We start from the raw sequence: 13,588 nt of genomic DNA, 5'->3' as shown, positions 1-13,588 counted from the left end.
GGAATGAACGATGAAGCGCACCTTTCAGCCGAGCAATCTGGTTCGGAAGCGCCGTCACGGTTTCCGTGCCCGCCAGGCGACCGTGGGTGGCCGCAACATCCTGCGCGCGCGCCGCGCACGCGGCCGCAAGAGCCTGTCGGCCTGAGCGGAGCCGGGGAGGCCGGTCCGGTCGCGACGATCGCGAAGCGGGCCGATTTTCTCGCCGCCAACCGTGGCAAGCGGCAACCGATGCCCGGGTTCGTCCTGCTGGTCCGCGACCGGCAGGATGGCGACCCGCTGCGGCGCATCGGCATCACCGTGACGAAAAAGATTGGCGGCGCTGTCGTCCGTAACCGGATGAAGCGCCGTTTTCGTGCGTTGGCGCGCGAAATGCTGCCGACGCTCGGGCAAGCGGGCGCGGACCATATCCTCATCGGCCGGGCCGGCGGGGTGGAACGCGACTATGCCCTGCTGCGCGCCGAACTGGAAAAGGCGCTGCGCAAGCTCACTGCCCAAAACCAGGATGGCCAGAACCGGGATGGCCAGGATCGAACCGGCCCGGGTCACGGCGCGGCGCGATGATCGGCCGCATCCTCATCTTCATTGCACGGGGCTGGCAACTCGGCCCGTCCCGCATCCTGCCGCCCACATGCCGCTATGCGCCCAGCTGTTCGGCCTATGCCATCGGCGCCATCCAAAAATATGGCGCGCTCAAGGGTAGCTGGCTGGCCGGGAAGCGGCTAATGCGATGCCACCCATGGGGAGGATCGGGCTATGACCCGGTGCCCTGACCCCCATCAAGACAAGATTTCGGCGGAGTAGCCTGAACGTGGACGACAAGCGGAATATCATTCTGGCCGTATTGCTGACGGCGCTCATCATGTTCGGCTGGCCCTATGTCGCCAATCACTTCTTCCCGGCGGCCAATCCGCCGGCGACGAGGGTGCAGGGTGGCAAGACGACGCCGGTCGCCGCGCCCTCGGCAAATCCCCTTGCGGACAGCGCCGCCGCCAGCCGCGACCGCACCGTGGTGCTGCGCGAAACGCCGCGCATCCCGATCGAGACGCCCCGCCTTGTCGGCTCCATCAACCTCAAGGGCGCGCGCATCGACGATATCGTGCTGCCCACCTATCGCGAGACTATCGCGAAGAATTCGCCGCCCATCCGCCTCTATTCGCCGGCGGGTTCCGCGGAAGCCTATTTCGCCGGCTTCGGCTGGTCGGGCGAGGGCCTGAAGGCGCCGGACGCGAACACCCTGTGGACGGCGCAGGGCACGAAGCTGACGCCGACCACCCCCGTCACCCTGCGCTGGGACAATGGCAGCGGGCAGCTGTTCGAAATCCGCCTCGCGGTCGACGCGAATTATATGTTCACCGCGACGCAGAAGGTGTCGAACACCGGCACCGGCGTTGTCGGCGTGCGCTCCTATGGCTTCCTGAACCGCAGCTTCATCCCCAAGGACCCCGACACCTGGACGATCCACATCGGCCCGATGGGCGTATTCAGCGGCGCGGCCAATTATGACGTGAACTACAAGGATCTGGACAAGGGGCCGTCCAGCCAGTCGTTCAACACCACCGGCGGCTGGCTTGGCTTCACCGACAAATATTGGCTGTCCGCGCTGGTCCCCGATCAGGGCGCAGGCTTTGACGGCCAGTTCCGCAAAGGCGCCGGCGACAAGCAGTATCAGGCCGATTTCAGCCTGAACCCGGCCATGCTCCAGCCCGGCAAGGCGATCAGCCAGACCACCCGGCTGTTCGTGGGCGCCAAGGAAGTGAAGACGCTGCAGGCCTATCAGGCCGCCGGCATCCCGCTGTTCGACCGCGCGATCGACTGGGGCTGGTTCTACTGGTTCGAACAGCCGATCTTCGCGCTGCTCCACTGGCTGTTCACCGTCGTCCACAATTTCGGGCTGGCCATCATCCTGCTGACGCTGTGCGTGCGCGGCCTGATGTTCCCCATCGCCCAGCGCCAGTTCAAATCCATGGCCGCCATGCGCGCCGTGCAGCCCAAGATGAAGGCGCTGCAGGAGAAGTACAAGGACGACAAGCCCAAGCTGCAGCAGGAGATGATGGAGCTGTACAAGCGCGAGAAGGTGAACCCCCTCGCCGGCTGCCTGCCCATCTTCATCCAGATCCCGATCTTCTTCGCGCTGTACAAGGTGCTGCAGCTGACCATCGAAATGCGTCACCAGCCCTTCGTGCTGTGGATCAAGGATTTGTCCGCGCCCGATCCGCTGCATGTGCTCAACCTGTTCGGCCTGCTGAACTTCAACCCGCCCGCCTTCCTGGCGATCGGCGTGCTGGCGATCATGCTGGGCATCACCATGTGGCTGCAGTTCAAGCTGAACCCGACGCCGATGGACGACACCCAGAAGCAGATCTTCGCGATCATGCCCTGGATGATGATGTTCATCATGGCGCCCTTTGCCGCGGGCCTGCTGGTCTACTGGATCACCAACAACATGCTGTCGATCGCGCAGCAGGCGTTCCTCTATCGCAGCAACCCGGTGCTCAAGGAGCCGGCAGCGGCGAAATAAGCTACCGGGAGGTTTTCCACCCGTTCGGGCCGAGCTTGTCGAAGCCCTGTCCTTTTTTTGAGAAGTACAGCCCTTCGACAGGCTCAGGGCGAACGGAATTGAAGATGACGAACATGATAGATGCCCCAGACCCGATAGAGGCCGCGCGAAAGATTTTCGCCGGCCCCATCGCCTTCCTGAAATCGGCGCCGGAGCTGAAATTCCTGCCCGATCCGACGGTGATGGAAGTGGCCTTTGCGGGCCGGTCCAATGTCGGCAAATCCTCGCTGCTCAATGCGCTGACCAACCGCAACAGCCTGGCCCGCACGTCGAACACGCCGGGCCGCACGCAGGAGCTGAACTTCTTCGACGTGGGCGAGCCGCTGCTCTTCCGCCTCGTCGACATGCCCGGCTATGGCTATGCCAAGGCGCCCAAGGACATGGTGCGCCAGTGGCGCTTCCTGGTGAACGACTATCTGCGCGGCCGCGCGGTGCTCAAGCGCACGCTCGTCCTCATCGACAGCCGCCACGGCATCAAGGATGTCGACCGCGACATCATGAAGATGCTGGATGACGCCGCCGTCAGCTATCGCATCGTCATGACCAAGGCGGACAAGATCAAGGCGAGCGAGCTGGAGGCGGTCACGGCCCGCACGCTGGAGGAAATCCGCAAGCGCCCCGCCGCCCATCCGGAGATCATCGCGACCTCCAGCGAAAAGGGCATGGGCCTGCCGGAACTGCGCGCGGCGGTGATCGAAAGCCTGGGTTAGAGCGGTTTTCCGTCCACACAGGACCGTTCCCGATTCTTCGATGCCGCGCTGTCCGGGCGCGCGGGCGATTCCGCCCAAGGTGAAATCGCTCCGGGCCGCGATCCGACGCAGCGGGGACCGACTCCGGCCAAAGCCTATTGCCTTTATCCGTCACCCCGGCGAAAGCCGGGGGGCGAGGGTGCCAGGCGGCGCCCTTCCCACTGGTTTCCGGCCATCGCCGGAATGACGAGCAAGGACGCGCCCGGAATGATGAAACTCTTCATCGGCAACAAGGCCTATTCCAGCTGGTCGCTGCGCGGCTGGCTCGCCTGCAGGCTGTCCGGCCTGCCGTTCGAGGAGGTCGTCGTCCCGCTCTATGACGATGCCTGGGAAAAGCGGCGCGAGGGCGATGAATTCGCGCCCTCGTCCGGTAAGGTGCCGATCCTGTGGGATGGCGAGGATATCGTCGTGTGGGACAGCATCGCCATCATCGAATATCTCAACGAAAAGACCGGCGGCACATTGTTCTGGCCGCAGGACCCCGCCGCACGCGCCATGGCCCGATCCATGGCGGCGGAAATGCATTCCAGCTTCGCCGCGCTGCGCCGCGAGCACAGCATGAACATTCGCCAGATCTATCCGCCGGTGCCGCCGTCGCAGGCCGTGCTGCACGATATCGAGCGGATCATGCAGCTATGGGCGGAAGCCCGCGCCCGTTTTGGCGGCGCGGGCGATTTCCTGTTCGGGGATTTCAGCGCGGCGGACGTGATGTTCGCGCCGGTCGTCACCCGCTTCATCACCTATCAGCTGCCCGTCGCCCGCTTCGCCCAGGCCTATATGCAGGCGATCATCGCCCATCCGTGGATGCAGGAATGGATCGGCGGGGCGCAGGCGGAAGACTGGGTGATCGAACGGTTCGAAGTGCCGCCTCAGCTCTCCTGATCGAAAGCGCTGCCGTCCTTGCGGCGAAAGCCCAGAGCGGGGGACACCCACAGGTCGATGTCCGGATAATGGCAGGGGCCGTTCGCGCTCTGGCCGACCACGACGAACACGCAATCGGCCGCGCTCTCGTTGACGACGCAGTGGCCATTGCCATCCGCCTTGGGGAAAACCGCGACATCGCCGGGCAACAGCGGCGTGCGGCCCGCGTCATCGACCAGCATCGCCTCGCCCGCGATCATCACCAGCAATTCGTCCTCCTCCTCATGCCAGTGCCGCTGCGATGACCATGCGCCGGGTTTCAGCGTGACATGGCTCGCGCCGAAATCGGCAAGGCCGCTTGCGGGCGCGAGCCGGCGATACCAGCGCCCCGCCACCACGCCCTTATATTCGGCCGGATAGCCCGTCGCATTGGTCGGCGCGATGGCGTCCAGATCGATCTTCGGCATGGATTTTCTCCCGCTGGTAAAGGGCCATGGCTTTCGCTAACGCGTGGGCATGACCGTGACCAGCGCCGCTTTCAACCCCATGGATTCCAACCCGGTAGACCTTGCGCGGGCGCTGATCGCCTGCCCGTCCGTCACGCCCGCGACCGGCGCGGTGTTCGATACTCTGGAAGCGATGCTGCTGCCGCTGGGCTTTACGGTCGAACGCTTCGTGGAAGGCCAGGCGCCCGACGGCCCGGTCGAAAACCTGCTGGCCGTGCGGTCGACCGGCGCGGGGCCGCATTTCGCCTTTGCCGGGCATCTGGACGTGGTGCCACCGGGGAGCGGCTGGACAGGCGATCCCTTCGTGCCGGAGCTGCGCGGAGACCTGCTCCACGGGCGCGGCGCGGTCGACATGAAGGGCTCCATCGCCTGCTTCGTCGCGGCCCTTTCCCGCCTGCCCGAAACGCCCGGCACGATCAGCCTGCTCATCACCGGCGACGAGGAAGGCGCCGCCGTCCATGGCACCGTAGCGCTGATGGAACGCATGGCGGCGCGCGGCGTGCGGCCCGACCTGTGCCTTGTCGGCGAGCCCACATCGGTCAGCCGGCTGGGGGACATGGTGAAGATCGGCCGGCGCGGTTCGGTCAATATGTGGATCACGGTTGCGGGCATGCAGGGCCATGTCGCCTATCCCCATCTGGCCGACAATCCGGTGCCCCGGCTGGTGCGCATCCTGTCGGCCATCGACGCGGAACTGCTGGACGAGGGCACCGACTGGTTCCAGCCCAGCAATATCGAGATCACCGACCTGCATGTCGGCAACACCGCCACCAATGTCATTCCCGCGCAGGCGCAGGCGCGCATCTCCATCCGCTTCAACGACCGGCACAGCGGCGCGTCGCTGGTCGAGCGGATCACCGCATTGGCGGCGGCCGAGGGCGGCAGCGTGGAAGCAAAGATCAGCGGCGAGCCCTTCCTGACCCCGCCCGGCGATTTCTCCACGATGATCGCGGCGGCGATCAGGGACGCGACCGGGATCACGCCGGAGCTTTCGACCACCGGCGGCACATCCGACGCGCGCTTCCTCTCGCGGCTTTGCCCGGTGGTGGAATTCGGCCTGCTCAACGCGACCATGCACAAGCTGGATGAAGCGGTGGCGGTCGCCGATCTGGACATATTGACCGCGATCTATGCGGACATCGTCACCCGCGCGCTCAGCCGCTGACGGCCATGCCCGGCTGTGCGCCAAGCGCATGCGGCACCAGCCCGAAGCGGCGCAGATATTCGGCCTCATCCGTCGGACGGGCCAGATGATAGCCCTGGAACACCGTGCAGCCGATGACGCGCAGCAGGTCGACCTGATCCTGGCTTTCCACGCCCTCGATCACGACATCCAGCCCAAGGCCCTGGATAAGGCCGATGACGGCGCTGCAGATCGTGCGCGCCTCCGCCGATATCGCGATGTCGCGCACCAGGCTGCGGTCGATCTTCACCCGGTCCACGGGCAGGTCCTTAAGCCGGGACAGATTGGAATATCCGGTGCCGAAATCGTCGATGGCGATCAGCACGCCATCGTCGCGCAGGGCGCGAAGCTGGCCCAGCAGCCCCTCGTCCATCTCCATCGCCAGCGATTCGGTGATTTCCAGCTCGATGGTCTGCGGCGGCGTCTGGTGCCGCGCCATCGAATGGCGCAGGCGCATGAAGAAATCCGCCTGCGACAGCTCGCGGGTGGAAATGTTGATGGCGATGCGCTGTGAAAGACCGGCGCGATACCAGCGCGCCGCGGTTTCGCACACCTGATCCATCACCCAGTCGCCCAGCTCCACGATCACGCCATTCTGTTCGGCGAGCGGGACGAAGGTGCCCGGCATGATCATGTCGCGGTCCGGATGCGCCCAGCGGATCAGCGCTTCGGCGGCGACCGCATGGCCATGTCCGACATCGACCTGCGGCTGGAACTGGAGCAGGAACTCGCCCCGCTCCAGCGCGATGCGCAGCTCGCGTTCCAGCTCGGCCTTGCCCGCCGCTTCGCGCGCCAGATCGATGGTGAATAGCTGGACCCGGCCCCGGCCTTCCTTCTTGGCATGATACATGGCGATGTCGGCCGAACGCAGCAGCGCGGCCAGGCTTTCGCCATGATCGGGATAGAAGGCGACGCCGATGGAGGCCGCCAGCTCGATCTGCTGCCCGCCAAGGTCGAATCGCTCGGCAAGGGCGAACTGCACTGCCCGCGCGATCCGGGTCGCGGCGTCGTGGTGCGGCAGATCGGGGAAGAACATCGTGAACTCATCCCCGGCGAGGCGGCCGATCACGGCGTCGCCCGTCCCGGCGCTGACCTGCGCCATCACGACTTCGCGCAGCCGCCCGGCAACGCGGGCCAGCAACTGGTCGCCCGCCGCATGGCCCAGCGTGTCGTTCACCGCCTTGAACTTGTCGAGATCGATGAAGAACAGGGCGGCAAAGCTCGCCATGTCCCGCTCCAGCAGCAGGCGGTCGACCTGCCGGCAGAAATTGACGCGATTGGCCAGGCCCGTGACCGGATCGAACATCGCCAGGATCTGCACATTTTCCAGATTGGCGCGAACCTGGCTGAACAGGCTTTCCATCGCCACGCCCAGGTCGGGCAGGCACGCGCCCACCTCCGCCGGCACATCGGCTTGCAGATCGCCATGGGCGGCGCGCAGCAGCCGTTCGGTCGCCTGATCGACGGCGTTGGCGATGCCCGACATGCTGTGCTTGGTCGACGCCCAGCTGAGCGTCCCGCACAGGATGGAGACGATCAGCACGCCACCCAGATCCATGACATCGCCATAGATCATGCTTCCCAGCAGCAATGTCAGGATGACGACGACCGCCCCTGCCGAGGCGGCGAACGCAACTGCCCTGCTTCGAAGTGAGACGCCCTGCATCAGCCCCCTTGAACCTGCGCTTGCCACCCACGCGCAGCGACCGGTCGATCAAGGCTGTAGTTCTGAAGGACATTGGTTAAGAAACTCTCAGCGCACCGGCCGGAATGCGTTATTTTTTGCGCCGCAATATCACATAGATAGCGCCATCGCCGCCGTGGCGGGGATGGGCGGTGCGCACGCTGGCAATGGCATCGGCATGACGCCCGGCCTCCAGCCAGTGGCCGATCTCCGCCCGGATCGCGCCCCGGCCCCGGCCATCGCCATTTTGCGCGAACTTCCGCGCCTTTCCCGTGACGATCAGCAGCGTCCGCGCGCCCGCCAGCCGCGCTTCGGCCAGCACCTGATCGAGCCGCGCATGGGCCGCCGCCAGGCTGTGGCCATGCAGGTCGATAGCGATATCGGGTTGCAGCGCGCCCCGGCGGATCTGCTTTTCCCACGTCGAATCCAGCGTTTCGACCGGGCGGCGCGGGGGCGGCGGCACCGGGCGGGCGGGGGCTGAAGTCGTTAACGCGGCAGATGCCTTGCGCTTGGGCGCGGCCGGCGGCGATGGCGTGTCGACGGGGGCCGCCGCCGCCGACGCGCCCCGCGCTTCATCCTTATGGGCACGGCGGACGGTACGGGCGATCAGCGCCCATGCGGCGCGCTCCTCAGGGTTGAGGCGCCGGGCTGCCATTGGTCGCCATGATCCGTGCATAGGTGCCGATGGGCAGCAGCAGCAATGCACTGCCCCGTGCCGACATGCCGCCGGCGATGGCACGCGCGCGGCTGCCCGCACCCCAGAAGCTGTCGAAGCGGTTGGCGCCCTTGATCGCGCCGCCGGTATCCTGCGCGATCCAGATGCCATTGGGCTCGGCCCGGTCGAGCGAAAGCAGCACCGGCCCGCCCAGCGGAATATAACGCGGGTCCGCGGCCACCGTCGCCTCGCCCGTCACCGGCACGCCCATGGCGCCGATGGGGCCGTCCCCGGTCAACTCGCGGAAGAAGACGAAGCTCTTGTTCTCGTCCATGATCTGCGCGCCCTCGGCCGGGTGCGCGCGCAGATATTGCATGATGTCCTGCATGGAGCCGGCCTGGATCAGGCCGCGATCCTTCATCAGCTTGCCGATGCCGGTATAGTCGCGCCCGTTCTGCCCGTCATAGCCGATGCGCATCACCCCGCCGTCGGGTAGTTTCAGCCGGCCGCTGCCCTGCACCTGCAGGAAGAAGAACTCCACCGGATCGGCCGCCCAGGCGATTTCCCGCCCGCGCCCGGCGAGCGACCCCGAAACGATCTGCGCCCGCTCGTCATAGGGGACGAAGCTGGCCCCCGCCACCTTGCCCCTGATGCGCTTGCCCTTCAGGTCGTTGCTGAACAGCCCCAGGTCGACTTCGACCAGATCGGCGGGCCGCGCGTAGACCGGCACCGCATAGCCCGGCTGGCGGGTGCGCGATCCGGCGATTTCCGGTTCGAAATAGCCGGTGACGAACGCCTTGCCCTCGCCCACCTGCACCGCCTCGAAATAGCGGGCGAAAAATTCGGTCGCGGTGGCCTCGGGCCAGCTCGACGCGGCGCTGCACGCCTGGTTCCAGTCGCTGCCGCGCGTCAGGCCGCTCTGGTCGGTCCGCTGCTGGAGCGAAGGGCAGGACAGGCGGAACGCCCGCAAGGCCAGGCGCGACCTTTCGGTGTCAGGCAGCAGGTCGGCAATCGGCGGCCCTGCCGTCAGTCCGGCGGTGGCGGCCGATTCGGTAGCGGCCGGAGTCGGGGAAACGGGGCCGGTCGGCGGCAGAGCCGGGCGCGGCGTCGCGGGCACCGGGCGCGCGGCCTGCGGCGGCGGCGTACCGCGGGGGATCACACCGCCCGCACAGGCGGACAGCAGGGCCGCGAACAGGAGGACAGGACCGGCGCGCAGGCCCGCCCGAACCCTGGCCCGAATCCCGGCGCTGCGCCCGGCAGGCAGCAGGATCATGCCGCCTCGTCGGTCTCGCTGAGCTTCCAGTTGGGATCGGCGCTGCGGATGTCGCGGCTGAAGGTCCAGATATCGTGCGTCGGCACGGCATCGGTCAGCGCCCCGGCGATGACGGTGCCATCCTTGTCGCGGGTGATGGCGGCGATATCGGCATCGAACCGCATTTCGACATTGGCGGTGCGGCCGGTCAGCGACACGGCGTAAATCTGCGCCTTGTCGATACGAACCAGCCTGTTTTCAAGGACATGGCCTTCCGCCTCGCGTGCGGCGATCGCTTCGTCGAAGGAGGCCAGCACATCGGCATCGCACAGATAGGCCAGTTCCTCGCGGTCGCCCCGCCAGAAGGCTTCCAGCACCATGCGATAGGCCGACTTCGCGCCTTCCACGAACTGCGGCACGTCGAAATGGCGATCGGCCGCGATCAGCGCGCGCAGGCCCTGTTCGGCGCCCGGCGCAATCAGGCCATCGGCAATGCGCGGCGAATCGCCGATGACGTCGGTTGCGGGCTTGGGTTGCAGCACCGTCACCTTCGGCCGATCGTCAGCCTGGGTGGGCGCAGGCTGCTGCTCATGGCCAGTGCGCTTGCCCAGAACCGAATAGAGCCGAAGCGCCAGAAAACCGGCGACCAGGGCGAGGATGGCGATCACATACACGGCGGAGCAAAACCTTGCGATAATTGAAGCGACCAACATAGGCATGTTTTCGTACCGATTCAAATGCGCATAACCCTTATAGGTTCAATCCCAGCGCAGTTTTCGGGTCGATTGTCGTCCAGCAGGCGCCATTGCCCTCGTCATCGCGCCCTGCTAAGCGCCCGGCTCGATATGCGGTCGCCCGTCAGGGTGCCCGCGAACAGGGACAGCAAGGACGATATTGATGGCGGACGAAGCCGGCACGAACGAACCCATGGCGAACGGTGCGGACACCAGCCCGCAGATCGGCCTCATCACCCAATATGTGAAGGACCTGTCGTTCGAGAACCCGAACGCGCCGACCGTGTACCAGTGGCAGGAGCCGCCGGCCATCGACGTGCAGTTCAACATCGCCTCCGAACAGCTGGGCGACGATCTGCACGAGGTCGCACTGAAGCTGGAAGTGAAGGCGAACACGTCCAACGGCACCGCCTTTGCGGTGGAACTGGTCTATGGCGCGCTCTTCGGCATGCGCAACGTGCCCGCGGACCAGACCCAGCCCTTCCTCTTCGCCGAAGCGCCGCGCCTGCTCTTCCCCTTCGCCCGCCGCGTGCTGGCCGATGCGGTGCGCGATGGCGGCTTTGCGCCGCTGCTGCTCGATCCGGTGGATTTCCATGGCCTGTACATGCAGCAGCTGGAAGCCCGCGCGCAGGCAGAGGCCACGCCGGCAGGGCATGCCTGACCGGATCGGGCCTGATCGGGTTGGGCCTGACCATGGGGCGCGGCTGGAACGAAACACAGTTGCGCATGCCTGAGGGCATATCATGGGCCTGCTGAGGGCCACCGGCACCATCGGCGGGCTGACGCTGGTCAGCCGCATTCTGGGCATGGTGCGCGACATGCTGGTCGCGCGCTTCCTGGGCGCGGGGCTGGCGTCGGACGCGTTCCTGATCGCCTGGCGCCTGCCCAACCTGTTCCGCGCCCTCTTTGCCGAGGGCGCCTTTGCCGCCGTCTTCGTGCCGATGTTCAACCGCACCATGGCGGAGGCGGACAAGGCGCAGGCGGGCAGCGGCAAGGCGGCGGCGGTCGCCTTTGCCGGGCAGGTCCTGTCCGTGCTCTTCCCGGTGCTGCTGCTCTTCACCGGCCTGATGATGGCGCTGGCGGCCCCCGTGGTCTGGGCGATGACCGGCGGCTTTCCCGATGGCGGGGCGCAGAAATTCGCGCTCGCCGTTGACCTCACCCGCATCACCTTCCCCTATCTGGCGCTGATCAGCCTCGTCTCGCTGCTGGGTGGCATCCTCAATTCCCTCGACCGATTCTGGGTGAATGCGGCGGCGCCCGTGCTGCTCAACATCTGCATGATCGGCGCGGTGCTGTTCTTCCGGGGGGCCACGCCGATCGAGACCGCCTATACCCAGGCCGTGGCCGTCACCATCTCCGGCGCGGCGCAGCTGCTCTGGCTGATATGGTCGTGCCGTCAGGCCGGCGTCGTGCTGCGCCTCGGCATCCCCCGCCTTTCCCCGCAGGTGAAGCGCCTGCTGGCGCTGATCGGCCCGGCGGCGCTGGGCGCGGGCGCGATCCAGTTCAACCTGCTGATCTCCACCTCGCTCGCCGCGCGCTTCCTGCCGCAGGGCGCGGTCAGCTACCTCTATTATGCCGACCGCCTGAACCAGCTGCCGCTCGGCCTGATCGGCATCGGCGTGGGCACCGCGATCCTGCCCGCCCTCTCCCGCCAGATCGGATCGGGCAATGAGCAGGCCGCCAGCCATACCCAGAACCGGGCGATGGAACTGGCGCTGTTCCTCTCGCTCCCCGCCGCCGTCGCGCTCTGCATCTCGGCGACGCCGCTGATCCGCGGCCTGCTCCAGCATGGTGCCTTCACCGCGCATGACACTATCGGCGCCGCTGGCGCGCTCGCCGCCTTTGCCGTGGGCGTGCCCGCTTATGTGCTGATCAAGGTGCTGACACCCGGCTTCTACGCGCGGCAGGACACGAAGACGCCGGTGCGCGTCGCCGTCTTCTCCATGCTGTTCAATCTGGTCGGCAACCTGCTGCTCATCTGGCCATTGGGCCATGTCGGCGTGGCCGTCTCCACCGCCATTGCCGCCTGGGTGAATGTGCTGGTGCTCTACTGGCTGCTCCACAAGCGCGATCAGCTGCGCATGGATGCGCGTTTCCGCGAAAAGGCGATCCGCATCGTCATGGCCAGCGCGGTGATGGGCGTCGCGCTGTGGTTCCTCAATCCGCTGCTCGATCCGCATATGGGCAAGGGACTGGTGGAACGGGTGATCGCGCTCGGCCTGTTGTGCGGCCTTGGCGGTCTGGTCTATGGGGGCGCGGCACTGGCCTTTCGGGCCTATGCGATATCCGAACTGCGGGCGGCCTTCCGTCGCTCGCCCAGAGCGAATTGAAGACAGGCATCATGCGCGTTCTTTCCGGCATCCAGCCGACCGGCAACCTTCACCTTGGCAACTATCTGGGCGCGATCCGCAACTGGGTGGCGATGCAGGATGAGATGGACGCCACGTCGCAATGCTTCTTCTTCCTTGCCGACATGCATTCGATCACCGTGCATGAAGGCCGCGAGCAGCGCCTGCGCAACGTGCGTGAAATGGCAGCGGCCCTCATCGCCGCGGGCATCAATCCGGATCGCTCGGTGCTGTTCAATCAGGCCCGCGTGCCCGCCCATGCCGAACTCGCCTGGCTGCTGAACGGCACCGCCCGCATCGGCTGGCTGAACCGCATGACCCAGTTCAAGGACAAGGCCGGCAAGGATCGCGAGGGCGCCTCCGTGGGCCTGTTCGTCTATCCGGTGCTGCAGGCGGCCGATATCCTGCTCTATCAGGCGACGCATGTGCCGGTGGGCGAGGACCAGAAGCAGCATCTGGAACTGTCGCGCGACATCGCGACCAAGTTCAACACCGATTTCGGGGTCGATCTGTTCACCCTGCCCGCGCCGATCATCCCCAAGGAAACGGCGCGGATCATGTCGCTGCGCGACGGCACGTCGAAAATGTCGAAGTCCGACCCGTCGGACATGAGCCGCATCAACCTGACCGACAGCGACGACGCGATCATGCAGAAGGTCCGCAAGGCCAAGACCGATCCCGAGCCGCTGCCCGAAACCGCCGAGGGGCTGGCCGGGCGGGCGGAGGCAGCGAATCTGGTCGGCATTTTCTCCGCGCTGACCGGCGAGAGCCAGGACGCGGTCTGCGCCCGCTTCGCCGGGCAGGGCTTTGGCGCGTTCAAGCCGGCGCTGGGCGAAATACTGGTGGAGACGCTGTCCCCCATCCGCGCCCGCTTCGAGGCCCTGCGCGACGACGAAGCCGCGCTCGACGCCTTGCTGGACAAGGGCGCGGCCAAGGCGGCGGCAGCGGCGGAACCAACGCTGCGCGCGGCCTATGACGCCATGGGTTTGATGCGCTGACGGGTTTTTGCCCGCCATATCGTCTAGTCCTGTGCAACATCTGGCGGCGGTGAGTCGTTAA

15 protein-coding genes are annotated in these 13,588 nt (G+C 66.4%); 10 read left to right on the top strand and 5 right to left on the bottom strand.

All coding sequences use genetic code 11. The features are described from left to right. Positions 1–10: 10 nt before the first annotated feature. The 6 genes from rpmH to WFP78_RS03030 all read left to right on the top strand — a co-directional run bounded on the left by rpmH (position 11) and on the right by WFP78_RS03030 (position 4,188). Positions 11–145 carry a 50S ribosomal protein L34 gene (gene rpmH, locus WFP78_RS03055; RefSeq protein WP_275486223.1) on the top strand — a complete coding sequence of 45 codons (135 nt, stop codon included), beginning with the start codon at positions 11–13 and terminating at the stop codon, positions 143–145. Between the two features lie 32 nt (positions 146–177). Further along, the gene (gene rnpA, locus WFP78_RS03050; protein ID WP_336958888.1) at positions 178–561 is read left to right on the top strand and encodes a ribonuclease P protein component; all 384 of its coding nucleotides are present in this window, start codon (positions 178–180) and stop codon (positions 559–561) included. Next, positions 558–770, top strand: a complete 213-nt coding sequence (gene yidD, locus WFP78_RS03045; RefSeq protein WP_336958527.1) for a membrane protein insertion efficiency factor YidD — start codon at positions 558–560, stop codon at positions 768–770. Before rnpA ends, yidD begins: the two co-directional genes overlap by 4 nt. Before the next feature lie 38 nt (positions 771–808). Continuing rightward, positions 809–2,518, top strand: a complete 1,710-nt coding sequence (gene yidC / locus WFP78_RS03040) for a membrane protein insertase YidC (RefSeq protein ID WP_336958525.1) — start codon at positions 809–811, stop codon at positions 2,516–2,518. Between the two features lie 113 nt (positions 2,519–2,631). Next, positions 2,632–3,267 carry a ribosome biogenesis GTP-binding protein YihA/YsxC gene (gene yihA / locus WFP78_RS03035; RefSeq protein ID WP_336958886.1) on the top strand — a complete coding sequence of 212 codons (636 nt, stop codon included), beginning with the start codon at positions 2,632–2,634 and terminating at the stop codon, positions 3,265–3,267. A 246-nt stretch (positions 3,268–3,513) separates the two neighbouring features. Continuing rightward, a complete protein-coding gene (locus WFP78_RS03030) occupies positions 3,514–4,188 on the top strand; it encodes a glutathione S-transferase family protein (protein WP_336958521.1) in 675 nt (224 codons plus the stop codon). Here the strand turns inward: WFP78_RS03030 and WFP78_RS03025 are convergent. Continuing rightward, positions 4,176–4,634: a cupin domain-containing protein gene (locus tag WFP78_RS03025; RefSeq protein WP_336958519.1), complete on the bottom strand. Its 459-nt coding sequence runs from the start codon at positions 4,632–4,634 to the stop codon at positions 4,176–4,178. The two genes, WFP78_RS03030 and WFP78_RS03025, sit on opposite strands and share 13 nt — an antisense overlap. Positions 4,635–4,683: 49 nt before the next feature. Between WFP78_RS03025 and dapE the strand changes: the two genes are divergently transcribed. Next, on the top strand, positions 4,684–5,838 hold the full coding sequence (gene dapE / locus WFP78_RS03020) for a succinyl-diaminopimelate desuccinylase (RefSeq protein WP_336958517.1): 1,155 nt from the start codon (positions 4,684–4,686) through the stop codon (positions 5,836–5,838). Here dapE and WFP78_RS03015 read toward each other — a convergent pair. From WFP78_RS03015 to WFP78_RS03000, 4 genes are all read right to left on the bottom strand, one after another. After that, a complete protein-coding gene (locus WFP78_RS03015) occupies positions 5,828–7,522 on the bottom strand; it encodes a putative bifunctional diguanylate cyclase/phosphodiesterase (RefSeq protein WP_336958515.1) in 1,695 nt (564 codons plus the stop codon). The genes dapE and WFP78_RS03015 overlap by 11 nt on opposite strands. A gap of 109 nt (positions 7,523–7,631) precedes the next feature. Beyond that, positions 7,632–8,195: a Smr/MutS family protein gene (locus tag WFP78_RS03010; protein ID WP_336958513.1), complete on the bottom strand. Its 564-nt coding sequence runs from the start codon at positions 8,193–8,195 to the stop codon at positions 7,632–7,634. Continuing rightward, positions 8,170–9,468: a murein transglycosylase A gene (gene mltA / locus WFP78_RS03005; RefSeq protein WP_336958511.1), complete on the bottom strand. Its 1,299-nt coding sequence runs from the start codon at positions 9,466–9,468 to the stop codon at positions 8,170–8,172. The genes WFP78_RS03010 and mltA overlap by 26 nt, the downstream gene beginning before the upstream one ends. Beyond that, complete coding sequence (locus WFP78_RS03000; RefSeq protein WP_336958509.1) at positions 9,465–10,121, bottom strand: Tim44/TimA family putative adaptor protein; 657 nt, start codon at positions 10,119–10,121, stop codon at positions 9,465–9,467. The genes mltA and WFP78_RS03000 overlap by 4 nt, the downstream gene beginning before the upstream one ends. A gap of 223 nt (positions 10,122–10,344) precedes the next feature. On the opposite strand from WFP78_RS03000, the gene secB reads away from it, so the two are divergent. The 3 genes from secB (at position 10,345) to trpS (ending at position 13,527) form a co-directional block, all read left to right on the top strand. Next, complete coding sequence (gene secB / locus WFP78_RS02995) at positions 10,345–10,842, top strand: protein-export chaperone SecB (RefSeq protein ID WP_336958507.1); 498 nt, start codon at positions 10,345–10,347, stop codon at positions 10,840–10,842. An 82-nt stretch (positions 10,843–10,924) separates the two neighbouring features. Further along, the gene (gene murJ / locus WFP78_RS02990; RefSeq protein ID WP_336958505.1) at positions 10,925–12,511 is read left to right on the top strand and encodes a murein biosynthesis integral membrane protein MurJ; all 1,587 of its coding nucleotides are present in this window, start codon (positions 10,925–10,927) and stop codon (positions 12,509–12,511) included. A gap of 11 nt (positions 12,512–12,522) precedes the next feature. Continuing rightward, complete coding sequence (gene trpS, locus WFP78_RS02985) at positions 12,523–13,527, top strand: tryptophan--tRNA ligase (protein ID WP_336958503.1); 1,005 nt, start codon at positions 12,523–12,525, stop codon at positions 13,525–13,527. Positions 13,528–13,588: the final 61 nt, after the last annotated feature.

It is taken from the genome of Sphingobium aquiterrae (assembly GCF_037154135.1).
Classification (GTDB): domain Bacteria; phylum Pseudomonadota; class Alphaproteobacteria; order Sphingomonadales; family Sphingomonadaceae; genus Sphingobium; species Sphingobium aquiterrae.
Note: the sequence above shows the minus strand (reverse complement) of the source record. Positions and strands in the feature narration are given on the sequence as shown.

Excerpts from the sequence above, each read along its gene's own strand:
- dapE (WP_336958517.1), top strand. The coding sequence starts at position 4,684 with ATGACCGTGACCAGCGCCGCTTTCAACCCCATGGATTCCAACCCGGTA.
- WFP78_RS03030 (WP_336958521.1), top strand. The coding sequence starts at position 3,514 with ATGATGAAACTCTTCATCGGCAACAAGGCCTATTCCAGCTGGTCGCTG.
- trpS (WP_336958503.1), top strand. The coding sequence starts at position 12,523 with ATGCGCGTTCTTTCCGGCATCCAGCCGACCGGCAACCTTCACCTTGGC.
- rpmH (WP_275486223.1), top strand. The coding sequence starts at position 11 with ATGAAGCGCACCTTTCAGCCGAGCAATCTGGTTCGGAAGCGCCGTCAC.
- WFP78_RS03010 (WP_336958513.1), bottom strand. The coding sequence starts at position 8,195 with ATGGCAGCCCGGCGCCTCAACCCTGAGGAGCGCGCCGCATGGGCGCTG.
- mltA (WP_336958511.1), bottom strand. The coding sequence starts at position 9,468 with ATGATCCTGCTGCCTGCCGGGCGCAGCGCCGGGATTCGGGCCAGGGTT.
- WFP78_RS03015 (WP_336958515.1), bottom strand. The coding sequence starts at position 7,522 with ATGCAGGGCGTCTCACTTCGAAGCAGGGCAGTTGCGTTCGCCGCCTCG.
- secB (WP_336958507.1), top strand. The coding sequence starts at position 10,345 with ATGGCGGACGAAGCCGGCACGAACGAACCCATGGCGAACGGTGCGGAC.
- yidD (WP_336958527.1), top strand. The coding sequence starts at position 558 with ATGATCGGCCGCATCCTCATCTTCATTGCACGGGGCTGGCAACTCGGC.
- murJ (WP_336958505.1), top strand. The coding sequence starts at position 10,925 with ATGGGCCTGCTGAGGGCCACCGGCACCATCGGCGGGCTGACGCTGGTC.
- WFP78_RS03025 (WP_336958519.1), bottom strand. The coding sequence starts at position 4,634 with ATGCCGAAGATCGATCTGGACGCCATCGCGCCGACCAATGCGACGGGC.
- yihA (WP_336958886.1), top strand. The coding sequence starts at position 2,632 with ATGATAGATGCCCCAGACCCGATAGAGGCCGCGCGAAAGATTTTCGCC.